The organism is Bradyrhizobium sp. HKCCYLRH3099 (assembly GCF_051167855.1).
GTDB lineage: Bacteria > Pseudomonadota > Alphaproteobacteria > Rhizobiales > Xanthobacteraceae > Bradyrhizobium.
The window spans coordinates 166,190-178,269 of record NZ_JBNPTW010000012.1 but is presented as its reverse complement, the minus strand read 5'-3'; the positions used below and the strand labels follow the sequence as shown (position 1 = coordinate 178,269).

Annotated in this window: 10 protein-coding genes; 7 read left to right on the top strand and 3 right to left on the bottom strand. The window is 66.9% G+C overall.

All coding sequences use genetic code 11. The features are described from left to right. Positions 1-128: 128 nt before the first annotated feature. Positions 129-2,096, top strand: coding sequence for a methyl-accepting chemotaxis protein (locus ACQR1Y_RS22375; RefSeq protein ID WP_434877994.1), 1,968 nt, complete (start codon positions 129-131; stop codon positions 2,094-2,096). A 190-nt stretch (positions 2,097-2,286) separates the two neighbouring features. Here ACQR1Y_RS22375 and ACQR1Y_RS22370 read toward each other — a convergent pair whose 3' ends face one another. Then, positions 2,287-2,685 (bottom strand): rhodanese-like domain-containing protein, encoded by a 399-nt coding sequence (locus ACQR1Y_RS22370; RefSeq protein WP_434877995.1) that lies wholly within the window; start codon positions 2,683-2,685, stop codon positions 2,287-2,289. Between the two features lie 101 nt (positions 2,686-2,786). Here ACQR1Y_RS22370 and ftrA point away from each other — a divergent pair, with 101 nt between their 5' ends. Continuing rightward, positions 2,787-3,776, top strand: a complete 990-nt coding sequence (gene ftrA / locus ACQR1Y_RS22365) for a transcriptional regulator FtrA (RefSeq protein WP_434877996.1) — start codon at positions 2,787-2,789, stop codon at positions 3,774-3,776. Positions 3,777-3,785: 9 nt separating this feature from the next. Here ftrA and ACQR1Y_RS22360 read toward each other — a convergent pair whose 3' ends face one another. Beyond that, positions 3,786-6,005 (bottom strand): putative bifunctional diguanylate cyclase/phosphodiesterase, encoded by a 2,220-nt coding sequence (locus tag ACQR1Y_RS22360; protein ID WP_434877997.1) that lies wholly within the window; start codon positions 6,003-6,005, stop codon positions 3,786-3,788. Positions 6,006-6,382: 377 nt separating this feature from the next. Here ACQR1Y_RS22360 and mepA point away from each other — a divergent pair, with 377 nt between their 5' ends. From mepA to ACQR1Y_RS22340, 4 genes are all read left to right on the top strand, one after another. Then, positions 6,383-7,324, top strand: a complete 942-nt coding sequence (mepA, locus tag ACQR1Y_RS22355; RefSeq protein WP_434877998.1) for a penicillin-insensitive murein endopeptidase — start codon at positions 6,383-6,385, stop codon at positions 7,322-7,324. 164 nt (positions 7,325-7,488) lie between these two features. Beyond that, positions 7,489-7,998, top strand: a complete 510-nt coding sequence (locus tag ACQR1Y_RS22350; RefSeq protein ID WP_434877999.1) for a hypothetical protein — start codon at positions 7,489-7,491, stop codon at positions 7,996-7,998. 66 nt (positions 7,999-8,064) lie between these two features. Continuing rightward, positions 8,065-8,283: a hypothetical protein gene (locus ACQR1Y_RS22345; protein WP_434862187.1), complete on the top strand. Its 219-nt coding sequence runs from the start codon at positions 8,065-8,067 to the stop codon at positions 8,281-8,283. Beyond that, positions 8,270-8,500, top strand: coding sequence for a type II toxin-antitoxin system RelE/ParE family toxin (locus ACQR1Y_RS22340; RefSeq protein ID WP_434878000.1), 231 nt, complete (start codon positions 8,270-8,272; stop codon positions 8,498-8,500). The genes ACQR1Y_RS22345 and ACQR1Y_RS22340 overlap by 14 nt, the downstream gene beginning before the upstream one ends. A 113-nt stretch (positions 8,501-8,613) precedes the next feature. On the opposite strand, the gene ACQR1Y_RS22335 is transcribed toward ACQR1Y_RS22340, so the two are convergent. After that, positions 8,614-10,407: a potassium/proton antiporter gene (locus ACQR1Y_RS22335; RefSeq protein ID WP_434862185.1), complete on the bottom strand. Its 1,794-nt coding sequence runs from the start codon at positions 10,405-10,407 to the stop codon at positions 8,614-8,616. A gap of 209 nt (positions 10,408-10,616) precedes the next feature. On the opposite strand from ACQR1Y_RS22335, the gene ACQR1Y_RS22330 reads away from it, so the two are divergent. Continuing rightward, positions 10,617-11,936, top strand: a complete 1,320-nt coding sequence (locus ACQR1Y_RS22330; RefSeq protein WP_434862184.1) for a mechanosensitive ion channel family protein — start codon at positions 10,617-10,619, stop codon at positions 11,934-11,936. The last annotated feature ends 144 nt before the right edge of the window (positions 11,937-12,080 follow it).

Sequence of the window (12,080 nt, the reverse complement as noted above, 5' to 3'; positions counted from 1 at the left end):
GGCCGCACACGGTCCGCTGGAGGCAAGCGGCGGACACCTCCCGGCAGAATCTGCATTCCCGTGCAACTACGGTATCTGTTCCTTAATGGTATTCTGGGACCCTTGCTGCAAAGCAAGGAATGCCCCGAATGTCCCGCCTTCGATCGATCTCCGCCCGCCTCATCGTCGCCCTTTCGCTCACCGTCGCCATCGCCTGCGCCGTGCTCGGCACCTTCTCGGTGATGCAGCAGCGGTCGCTGACCCGCCTCGCCTTGGAACAGCAGCTCAAGCTGCAGTTCGACAGCGTGGCCGCCGGCATCGATTACGAGGGCCGCGCCGCGCTGGCGGTGAGCTCGACGCTCGCGGCGTTGCCGCCGGTCGCCGATGCCTATCTCAAGGGTGACCGCGAGGCGCTGGGCACCCTGCTCGGCGGCGCCATGACCTCGCTGAAGGCGCAGGGCATTCCGCTGGTGAACGTATGGGCGCCGCCGGCCACCAACTTCTACCGCGTGCATGAGCCGAAGGTGTTCGGCGACGACACCTCAAAGCGCCGCATCACGGTGGTCCAGGCCAACCAGACCGGCAAGCAGATCGCCGGGGTCGAGCAGAGCCGGCTGTCGCTCGGCATCTTCGGCATGACCCCGATGGTGCGCGACGGCAAGGTGATCGCGACCGTCGACGTCGGCGCCGCCTTCGGCAAGGAATTCGTCGACCGGGCCAAGCAGCGCTACGGCATCGATCTCGCCGTCTACTGGATCAACGAAGGCCAGCCGAAGCGGCTGTCGTCGACGTTCGGCGACGAGACGGTCGCCACGACCGACGAAGTGCAGGCGGTGTTCAAGGGCGCGCCGATCCAGCGCGAGGCGACGCTGGCCGGCCGGCCCGCGGCGCTGTATGTCGGCCAGATCAAGAACTACGCCGGCGATCCGATCGCCGTGCTCGAGGTGATCAAGGACACCACCGCCTATCAGGCCGCCGCCAGCAGCGCGCAGCAGCAGCTGATCCTCGGTACGGTCGTCATTCTGCTGCTCGCGGTCGCCGTCGCATTGTTCGTCGCCCGCGGCATTTCGCGACCGCTGGTCGCGATCACCGCCGTCATGCATCGCCTGTCGAGCGGCGACACCGAAGTCACGATTCCCGGTGGCGAACGCAAGGACGAACTCGGCACCATGGCGCGGGCCGTCGACGTGTTCCGGCGCACGATGATCGAAACGAGCAGCCTGCGCGATGCGCAGGAGGCGACGCAGCAGCGTGCCGAGGAGGAGAAGCAGGCGCTGCAGCGGCAGATGGCCGACCGCTTCGAAGCCGACGTCAAGGGCGTGGTCTCGGCGGTGGCCAGCGCGACGCAGGACATGGAGCGGGTCGTCCGCGAGATCACGATGAGCGTCAACGGCGCGTCGCAGCGCGCGGCTGCTGCCGCCGCCGCCTCCGAGGAGGCATCCAGCGGCGTGTCCACGGTCGCCGCCGCCTCCGAGGAGCTGGCATCGTCGGTGACCGAGATCGGCCGCCAGGTGACGCATTCGAGCAAGGTGGCCGACGGCGCCGTCATCAAGGCGCGGCAGACCACCGAGATGGTCGGCAGCCTGGCTGCCGCCGCCGAGAAGATCGGCGACGTGCTGCGCCTGATCGATGCGATCGCCAGCCAGACCAACCTGCTGGCGCTCAACGCCACGATCGAGGCGGCGCGCGCCGGCGAGGCCGGCCGCGGCTTCGCGGTGGTCGCCGCCGAGGTCAAGGAGCTCGCCGGCCAGACCGCGAAGGCGACCGAGGAGATCGCCGGCCAGGTCACCTCGATCCAGGCCGCGACGTCGGATTGCGTCACCGCGATCGGCGACATCAGCACCACGATCCAGGAGATCAGCGGCATCGCCGCGACCATCGCCGCCGCCGTCGAGCAGCAGGGCTCGGCGACGCGCGAGATCGCGCGCAGCGTGCAGCAGGCGGCCTCCGGCACCACCGAGGTCTCACAGAACGTCGTCGGCGCCAGCGATGCCGCCGAGCAGTCGCGGCAGCTCGCCGATCACGTCATGGTGGCCACCCGCGACCTCGGCCAGCACGCCGACGCGCTGTCGAAGAGCATCGACTCGTTCCTGGCCGGGCTGCGCAAGGCGGCCTAGGGAGGGGTGCCAAGACGGCCCGCCACAAAACCGGTGTCGTCCCGGCCTCGAGCCGGGACCCATGACCACCGATGCCGGAGTTGGAGCGAGCTGAGGCTACAGCGGCGTCTCACCGGAGGCGTCACGGAGTATGGGTCCCGGCGTTCGCCGGGACGACACCGATGCTGGCGGAGGGGAGCCGGGCTCTCGCTCAGTCGCTCGCCGTCAGCGCAAAACCTTCATCGATCCAGCCGGTCACGCCGCCGATCATCATCTTGACCGGGCGACCGAGCCGCGCGAGGCGGATGGCGGCGCGGTTGGCGCCGTTGCAATGCGGGCCGGCGCAGTAGACGACGAACAGCCTGTCCCCTGGAATGTCAGCCAGCCGTTCGGCGGTGATGCTCCGGTGCGGCATGTTGATGGCGCCCGCGATGTGTCCCTTCGCGAAAGAGGCCGGGCCGCGAACGTCGGCCAGGATGAAATCCACCTCGGGTGCGCGCAGGCTCTCGTGGACGTCCCAGCAATCCGTCTCGAAAGAAAGCATGTCCTCGAAATGCTGAAGCGCCCTTGCCGACGGCGCGGCGGGGACGTCGGTAACGTGCGTGGTCATGGCTTGTCCGTGCAATCTGGAGATCATCGAGGTCGCAATCTCGCGCAGGCCGGCTCTCGCCCCAAGTGACGGATCTGACAAAGTCCGGTAAGTTTCCGCCAATGTCGCAAACTGCCCCCAGCGCCCGCCCGCGCGATCCGGGCCTCGTCGCCGTCGTCACCTATGACGGGCTGTGCACGTTCGAGTTCGGCATCGCCGTCGAAGTGTTCGGTCTGCCGCGGCCGGAATTCGATTTCCCCTGGTATCAGTTCAAGGTCGTGTCGGCCGAGGGGCGGCGGTCGCGCGCGATCGGCGGCATCGTTGTCGAAGCCGGCGCGCCGCTGGCGCGGCTGAAGGATGCCAGGACCATCATCGTGCCGGGCTGGCGCGACCGCAACGAGCGGCCGCCGGAGCGGCTGCTGCGGGCGATCGCGCAGGCCTCGGCGCGCGGCGCGCGTTGCCTGTCGATCTGCTCCGGCGTGTTCGTGCTGGCGGCAGCCGGCCTGCTCGACGGCAAGCGCGCCACCACGCATTGGCGGCACATGCCCGACCTCAAGCGGCTCTATCCCGGCATCAGCATCGAGGAGGACACGCTCTATGTCGACGAGGGCGATGTCATCACCTCGGCCGGCAGCGCGGCCGGCATCGATGCCTGCCTGCATCTCGTCCGCCGCGACTTCGGCAGCAAGGTCGCGAATTCGGTTGCGCGCCGTCTGGTGATGCCGCCGCATCGCGACGGCGGCCAGGCGCAATATGTCGCCGCTCCCGTCCAGTTGCGACCGGGGCGGACGATCGGCGAGGTCATGGACTGGGCGCGCGCCCGGCTGGCGCAACCGATCGCGATCGGCGCGATGGCGAAGCGTGCCGGCATGAGCGAGCGGACCTTCCTGCGCCGCTTCGCGGAGGCGACGGGATCAGCGCCGGCCGCATGGCTGCAACAGGAGCGCATGGCGCGGGCACGCGAACTGCTGGAGACCGCGACCATGCCGCTGGCCGACGTCTCGGCGCAGTGCGGTTATCAGTCGCTGGAGACATTCCGGGTCGCCTTCCGCCGCAGCGTCGGTACGTCGCCCGCCGCCTACCGCGCGCGGTTCAAGGCCGCTGCGGGATGAGGCGCACGCTCAGGCCACCATGGCCTTGCCCGCCGTCGTCCCCTCCGCGGCATCCCGCTGCGCCTGCAGCAGACCGACGATCTCGGCATTGGGGCGCGGACGGCTGAACAGATAGCCCTGCCCTTCGTCGCAGCCCTCGGCACGCAGGCAGCGCAGCTCCGCCTCGGTCTCCACGCCCTCGGCGGTGATCGTCACGCCGAGCCCCTTGCCGAGGCTGACGATCGAGCGGACGATGGCCTGCGCCTCGCGATTGGCGGCGAGATCGCGGATGAAGGACTGGTCGACCTTGATCTTGTCGAACGGGAAGCTGCGCAGATAGCTCAGGCTGGAATAGCCGGTGCCGAAATCATCCATCGAGATGCGCACGCCGAGCGCGCGCAGCGCATGCAGGGTCGCCAGCACCTGGCCGCTCTTCTCCAGCACCAGCGTCTCGGTGATCTCGAGCTCGAGCCGGCTCGGCGGCAGGCCGGACTGCTTGAGCACCTCCATCACCTGCGACAGCACATTGCCGACGCGGAATTGCAGCGGCGACATGTTGACGGCCACGCGCACATCATCAGGCCAGTTCGCCGCGTCCCGGCAGGCCTGGCGTAGCATCGTGCGGCCGAGCGCCGAGATCAGCCCGGTCTCCTCGGCGACCGGAATGAACTCCGACGGAGGAATCATGCCACGCTCGGCATGCGGCCAGCGCACCAGTGCCTCGAAGCCGGTGATGCGGCCGGTCGAAAGGTCGACCAGCGGCTGATAGTAAGGCCGCAGTACATCGTGCTGGATGGCGTCGCGCAACTCGATCTCCAGCCGCCGGCGGCTCTGCGCCCGCGCGTCCATGCCGGTCTCGAAATAGCTGAAGGTGCCGCGCGTCTCGTTCTTGGCGCGCGACAGCGCCATGTCCGCGTTCTTGAGCAGCTTCTCGGCGTCGTCGCCGTCATTCGGCGCCATCGCAATTCCGATCGTCGCGCCGATCGTGACCGAGCTGCCATCGATGAGATAGGGATCGGCGAGCGCCTGCAGCAGGCGCCGGCAGAGCAGCGCCGCGTCCTCCGGTCGCGCCAGGCCGCCCTGCACGACGGCGAACTCGTCCGAGTTCAGCCGCGCGACGATGTCCTCCTGGCGCAGGATCGAGCGCAGCCGCTTGCCGACGCCGCGCAACAGCCGGTCGCCGACGGCATGGCCGAGCGTGTCGTTGATCGATTTGAAATTGTCGAGACCGAGCACCAGCACGGCGATCTTCTCGGAGCTGCGGCGCATCTGCGCGAGCTTGTCGTCGATCCTCTGGCGCAGCAGGTTGCGACTGGGCAGGCCGGTCAGCGCATCGTGCTGCGCCAGGAAGGCGAGCCGCGCCTCGGCGCGCTTGCGCTCGGTGATGTCCATCAGCGCCAGCAGCACGGCGGGCTGCTCCTGATAGACGAGGTGGCGGGAGTAGATCGCGAGGTCGATCAGGGTGCCGTCAGCGCGGACGTGCTTCCAGGTGCGGGCCGCGTTCTCCTCGCCGGACGGATCGCCGGCCCACGGCGGCTCGCTCTCATAGGCCTGGAGATTGCGGATGCTGAGCTGCTCGAAGGCTGCACGGTCATAGCCATAGTGCTGGGCCGCCGCCGCGTTGACGCCGAGCACCCTGCCGTCGCCGCTGGCGCACACGATCATCGGCACCGGATTGCCGTCGAACAGCAGCCGGAATGATTCCTCGCGCTGCTTCAGCTCGGTGATGTCGACACGCAGTCCGATGATGCCGCCATCAGCGGTCAAACGCTCGTCGATGAGAATGGTGCGGCCGTCCGACAGGCGCTGCTCATGACGGCCGCTTGGATGGAACAGCCGTTGCAGGCGTTCGGCGATCCAGGCGTCCTCGCGGCCCACCGCATCCGGATATTCACCGCGCGCGATGCCGATCCGGATGGTGTCCTGAAGCCGCGCGCCGGGCTGGAACAGATCCGAGCTGCGGTTGTAGATCTCGGCGTATTTCTTGTTCCAGAGGATGTAGCGGCCTTCGGAGTCCAGGAAGACGATGCCTTCGGGCAGCAGGTCGATCGCTTCCATCAGGCGATCATGGGCCGTCTTGGCGTCGGCGATGGCGGCTTCCCACTCGGCGCGCTTGCCGGATTCGTCGGTCGCAGCCGTCGTCTGCAGGTTGTGCCGCCGCAGCTTCGGGGCGGGTCTGGCCGGACGGGAACCACGAGCGCGGGGCACGCAATTCAGCTTCTTGGGCTTGGGTGGCCGAACGGGCCGCATCGCACGCCTCACTCTCCTTACTGGGGCCATTGTCTCAGCCAAGTGTCTGAAAAAATGGTATCTTGATGCAGAAACCTAGCATCACTGATTGCGCGAGCAAGACCACACACTCTCGCATCGCGGGAGCCTTGCGCCGGCAACATGGTCAACCAAAAATTGCGCCACAACCGACGGTAAGCGCTGCACGATTTCAGCGGCGCCGAATTGCGCGCATTCCGTGCAATCGCCCCCCAATTTGGGTTCAACTACCGAACTAAATCAGGCAATTGAGCCTTGTTGGGGATGTCGTGCCAATTCCGCGGCAGGGTTACACAACCGTTAAGATTCGGTGCCCGGCGTGCCCTTCCCTGCCCGCCGGCAGGCGCTAGACTGCCGCAATGCATGCCCGTCTGATTCTGATGACCGCACTGAGTGCGGCTGCGGTGACCGCCGCGGCACCAGCCCTTGCGCAGGACAAGGGCACCGTGGAGCCAAAGGCGCTGCCGCCGCTCGCCCATCCGGACGATCCCGAGACACCGGCCAAGGAGCTGTTCGCCCGCCGGCTGCAGCCTTCCGCGCAGCCGACCAAGGTGATCGGCACCTACAATCGCGGTTGCATCGCCGGCGCCGAGCGCATGCCGATCAATGGCGAGGACTGGCAGGTGATGCGGTTGTCCCGCAACCGCAATTTCGGTCATCCCAACATGATCGCGCTATTGAAGCGGCTGGCGGATCGCGCGCGCAAGGACGCCGGCTGGCCCGGCATCCTGGTCGGCGACATCGGCCAGCCGCGCGGCGGCCCGGCGCTGAGCGGCCACGCCAGCCACCAGATCGGCCTCGACGCCGACATCTGGCTGACGCCGATGCCGGAGCACCGGCTGTCGCGCAACGAGCGCGAGGAGATGTCGGCGGTGATGATGGTGCGGCAGGATCGTCTCGACGTCGATCCCCGCGTGTTCACGAAGGGCCATGTCGCGGTGATCCGCGCAGCCGCGCTGGAGCCGTCGGTGCAACGCATCTTCGTCAATGCCGCGATCAAGAAGGCGCTGTGCCGCGAGGCGAAGGGCAACCGCAGCTGGCTGAGCAAGGTGCGTCCGTGGTGGGGCCACGACTATCACTTCCACATCCGCATGGTGTGTCCGCCGGGCAATCCGGATTGCCACGGCCAGACCGACCAGGACGGCGGCGACGGCTGCGGCGATCTCGACTACTGGTTTTCGGACGCCGTGCTGCATCCGCCGCCACCGAAGGAGCCGCCGAAGCCGCCGCAGCCGATCACCATGGCACAACTGCCACCGGGCTGCCGCGCCGTGCTGCACGCGCCGGACGCCAGGAATTGAGGCACGACACACGCGATTGCGAGTCGCGGCAGCGCACGCCGATCCGCTAGACTGCAGCATCGCGCCGTAAGCGTGATGATCACCCATCGGGATGACGGTCCCACGTCTTCATTGATCGCCGCGGCGCATCGAGCCGCCGCGCATTTGTCCTGCGAGCCGTCATCATGCGCCTCCCTCGATTCGCTCCGACTGCCCTTCTCCTCGCTTTGTTTGCAACCACGGCGTCAGCCGCCGAGCCGAGCGGCTGCGACAAGTTCAAATGGGACATCGCGCGCGAACGCGCCGCGCTGACGGCGGCCGACCGTCAGGCCCTCGACTCGGGCGCCGAGATCGCCGCGCTGCCTGCCTCGGGCATGGCCCTGACACTGCATCCACTCGCCGATGCCAGGCTGCCGAGCCCGCCGGAACGCGCGCCCAAGGACGGCACCTTCGCTGGCGTCATCCGCATCGCGAGCGTGAAGACCGGCGTCTACACCGTGAGCCTGTCAGCCGCAGCCTGGATCGATGTCGTGCAGGACGGCAAGGTCCTCAAGCCGATCGCCTTCAGCGGCGCCACCAATTGCGATGGCATCCGCAAGACCGTGAAGTACGAGCTCGGCGCACAGCCCTTCGTGCTGCAGATCAGCGGCGCATCGGAGGCTGCAGCATCAGTCGCGATCCTGCCGGCGGAGTGAGCTTGCAGAATATCTCGCGAATTGACGGGGGGTGCGCTCCTGCCGGAGATGCGGTATCATGTCTTCATGATCAAGGCACTGGAACACGCAATTTCGGCGCTGGAGCGGCTACCCGCGGCGGATCAGGAGCAGATCAGCCGGGAGCTGATTGCCCATGTCGATAAACTTCAGGCACTTCGCGACATGCTCGACCAGGGCATTCAGTCTCTCGATGCCGGCAAAGGTCAGACGCTGGATATCGAAGAGTTGATCAAGCGGAAAAACGCGGGACATGTCCGCGGGTGAGCGTCGCGCGCTCTGGTCGCCGGAGGCCGCCAGCGACCTCGACCGACTTTGGGACTATCTAGCCGTTGCTGCCGGGTCACCAACCGCCGACCGCATCCTTCGCGATGTTCAGCGTACCGTGATCGTCTTGATCGAATTTCCGCATGCGGGGCGTGCTCGCGACGAGTTGCAGCCGGGTCTACGTTCGATATCGGTCGGAGCTCACGTCGTGTTCTAACGAGTCACAGGGGACGGACCACAGATCGTCCGTGTCATTGACGGACGGCAAGACATAGCCGCGATCTTCGCAGACCAGAATCCCCCAGCGAATTAGTGCCGGGGTGGACACTCTCACACCCCCGCCACCGACGACCAGACCTCGGCGAGCTTGCGCTTGACCTGCTCCTTCCGCGTCGGGGCCGGCTGCTCCTCTTCGTCTTCGGGCAGGCGCAAGCCGACGACATTGACGCGGCCGCCGGAGATCGAGCGTGCCACCAGCACGATGGTGTCGAGGGCGACGGTTGAGCCTTCCTTCGGCGCGTTGTCGAGATGAATGTCGAAATAATCCGCGAGCGTCAGCTTGTCCTCGCCCTCGCCAAGCTTCACGCCGTAGATGCCCGCGACCTCGTCGAGCGTGTGCTCGGCCGAGACCATGAAGTCGCCGAGCAGATGCGGGTCGGGGGCGGAGGACGGCGGCATGTCGACGAAGAAGCGGTCGAGCGACTCGGCCTTCTCCGGCGGCGCCAGCAGATAGAGGTAGTCGCCCGGCGCGACCGGCTCGGCCTCCGCGGGCGACAGGATCTGCTGATTGCGGATCACGAGCGTCGGCTTCGACCAGGACGGAATCAGGCCGCGGCGGAAATACAGGCTCTTCGGACGGATCGCATAGCCGACCAGCTGCTGCTCGAGCTGGCCGGGCAGGTCGAGCTCGATGCGGCGCGGGCCGCGATCGGTGCGCGGCAGCGCGACGTGCAGCTTGCGGGCGGCGACCCCGAGCGTCCAGCCCTGCGCCAGCAGCGAGATGATGACGACGACGAAGGCGACGTCGAAATACAGATAGGCGTTCGACAGGCCGACCAGCATCGGGATGGAGGCGAGGAAGATCGCGACCGCACCGCGCAGGCCGGTCCAGGCGATGAACGCCTTCTCGCGCCAGTTGAAGCGGAACGGACGGAGACAGAGGAAGACCGCGACCGGGCGCGCCACCAGCATCAGCACCAGCGCGACCGCGATTGCCGGCAGCAGGCTGTCCAGCAGACGCTGCGGCGACACCAGCAGGCCGAGCAGCACGAACATCACGATCTGGGCGAGCCAGGTGGCCGCGTCGAGGAAGGTGACGACCGAGTTGTGCGCCCGCGTCGGCCGGTTGCCGACGATGAGGCCGGCGAGATAGACCGCGAGAAACCCGGAGCCGTGGACGATCTGCGCCAGGCCGAAGATGACGAGCGCAGCCGTGGTGACGAACGGCGCATGCAGGCCCTGCGGAAGCGCGACCTTGTTGAGGCCGATCACCACCAGGCGGCCGCCGACGATGCCGAACAGCGTGCCGAGCACGGCCTCACGTACCAGCTCGAACACGAAATGCCCGACGCTGCCGTGGCCGACCGAGATCAGCTCGACCAACATCAAGGTCAGGAACACTGCGAACGGGTCGTTGCTGCCGGACTCCGCCTCGAGCGTCGCGCCGACGCGCGGACGCAGCCGCAGGCCCTGCGCATGCACCAGCAGGAACACGGCGGCGGCATCGGTCGACGCAACGACGGCGCCGACCAGCAACGCCTCGGTCCAGCCGAGGTCGAGGGTGTATTTCGCAATGGGCGCGGTGATGAACGCGGTCAGCAGCACGCCCGCGGTGGCGAGCACCATCGACGGCGCCAGCACGGTGCGGATGCTCTGGAAGCGCGTGCGCAGGCCGCCATCGAACAAAATCAGCGCCAGCGCCACCGAGCCGACCAGATAGGTGGTACGAACGTCCTGAAATTCGATATGACCAGGGCCTGAATCGCCCGCCAGCATGCCGATCACCAGGAACACGAGCAGCAGCGGCGCGCCGAAGCGCAGGGCCAGCAGGCTCGACAGGATGCCGGCCATGACCAGGATCGCGCCAAGGAGGATGGCAATGCTGACGGCGTCGAGGGATGACATGAAAAAACGTTGATCGATCCGAGTTTTACATCCTTATCGTCGCCACACTTGCACGCCAACCGGATTTGCTCTTATCGCGGCGATATGCCCATTTTTCCATCCCTGCCCGCGTTCGGGGTATATTTCGCGGCAATCGCCTGTGACGAAAACGAGCTAAATCCCGCCAATCGGGCTCCCGCGCGCCTCCGTTCCTTTCCGAGATCCCTCTGATGGACTTCGATTTAAAAGACGTTCTCGAATTCCTGCAGACCGTGGCGCGCTCGATCGGCGCCGAGGTCACCTCGCCCTGGTTCTATCTGCAGCTCGGCATGGTGCTGAGCGGCGCCGGCATCGCGTTTGCGGCGAGCGCCGCGGTGCGCGCGCGCATCGACGTCACCTCGCTGGCGATGGGTTGGCCCGGCCCGCTTCGCCAGTTGCTGCGGGTGCTGCTGGAGAGCGTGACCACCGTCGTCTTCGTGATCCTGATGCGGATCGCGCGCACCGGCATGGTGCTGTGGACCTGGCCGAGCCGCTCCTATCTGCTCGCTGTCGCCCTCAAGCTGGCGCTGGCCTGGCTCGTGATCCGGCTGATCACCTCGGTGATCCGCAGCACCTTCATCGTGCAGATTGTCTCGATCTCCGCGTGGCTGGTGGCCGCGCTCAGCATCATCGGCCAGCTCGACAACGTCGTCGACGCGCTCGACTCGGTCTCCGTCGTGCTCGGCGGCCTCAGGCTGACGCCGCTTCTTGTCATCAAGCTCGGCGTCCTGCTGCTCGGCGTGCTCTGGCTGACCAACATCGCCAGCAATTTCGTCGAGAGCCGGATCACCCGGTCGACCGACCTGACGCCATCGATCCAGGTGCTGCTGATCAAGATGGTCCGCATGGGCCTGATGATCTTCGGCATCGCGATTGCGATCAGCGCCGTCGGCATCAACCTCTCGGCGCTCGCGATCTTCTCCGGCGCCGCCGGTGTCGGTATCGGTCTCGGCCTGCAGCGCATCGTCGCCAATTTCGTCGCCGGCATCATCCTGCTCGCCGACAAATCGGTGAAGCCCGGCGACCTCGTCACCATCGGCGACAGCTCGGGCCGCATCAGCGCGATGAACACGCGCTACATCTCGGTCGCCGCCGGCGACGGCCGCGAGTTCCTGATCCCCAACGAGGACCTCGTTACCCAGAAGGTCACCAATTGGACCTATACGGACAAGAACACGCTGGTGAAGGTGAATTTCGGCACCAATTACGACGCCGATCCGCGCGTCGTCGTCAAGCTCGCCACCGACATCGCCGCCGAGATGCCGCGCACGCTGAAGTCCAAGCCGCCGAACTGCCTGCTGACCGAATTCACCGAGGCCGGCATGAAGTTCTCGCTGACCTGCTGGATCGCCGATCCCAGCTACATGGACAGCGTCAAGAGCGAGGTGATGCTGGCGCTGTGGGACGCGTTCAAGCGCGAGGGCATCCGCGTGCCCTATCCGGTGCGAGAGCTTCGCGTTCGCGGCGGTGCACTGCCGGTCGAAACCACGGTCGAGGTTCCGACGGCCTGAGGGCACCGACGTTTTCCTATCCCGTCGCACCGGCTCAAGAGGGATTCTCCTCGCGCGTTTGAGCAATTGATCCGCCCCGCATTCCACTGCGCCCTCTCCCCCGCTTGCGGGGGGGAGAGTTGGAGAGGGGGCGCCACTTGCACC

Coding starts and splice junctions, on each gene's coding strand:
- ACQR1Y_RS22375 (WP_434877994.1), top strand. CDS start 129: ATGTCCCGCCTTCGATCGATCTCCGCCCGCCTCATCGTCGCCCTTTCG.
- ACQR1Y_RS22370 (WP_434877995.1), bottom strand. CDS start 2,685: ATGACCACGCACGTTACCGACGTCCCCGCCGCGCCGTCGGCAAGGGCG.
- ftrA (WP_434877996.1), top strand. CDS start 2,787: ATGTCGCAAACTGCCCCCAGCGCCCGCCCGCGCGATCCGGGCCTCGTC.
- ACQR1Y_RS22360 (WP_434877997.1), bottom strand. CDS start 6,005: ATGCGGCCCGTTCGGCCACCCAAGCCCAAGAAGCTGAATTGCGTGCCC.
- mepA (WP_434877998.1), top strand. CDS start 6,383: ATGCATGCCCGTCTGATTCTGATGACCGCACTGAGTGCGGCTGCGGTG.
- ACQR1Y_RS22350 (WP_434877999.1), top strand. CDS start 7,489: ATGCGCCTCCCTCGATTCGCTCCGACTGCCCTTCTCCTCGCTTTGTTT.
- ACQR1Y_RS22345 (WP_434862187.1), top strand. CDS start 8,065: ATGATCAAGGCACTGGAACACGCAATTTCGGCGCTGGAGCGGCTACCC.
- ACQR1Y_RS22340 (WP_434878000.1), top strand. CDS start 8,270: ATGTCCGCGGGTGAGCGTCGCGCGCTCTGGTCGCCGGAGGCCGCCAGC.
- ACQR1Y_RS22335 (WP_434862185.1), bottom strand. CDS start 10,407: ATGTCATCCCTCGACGCCGTCAGCATTGCCATCCTCCTTGGCGCGATC.
- ACQR1Y_RS22330 (WP_434862184.1), top strand. CDS start 10,617: ATGGACTTCGATTTAAAAGACGTTCTCGAATTCCTGCAGACCGTGGCG.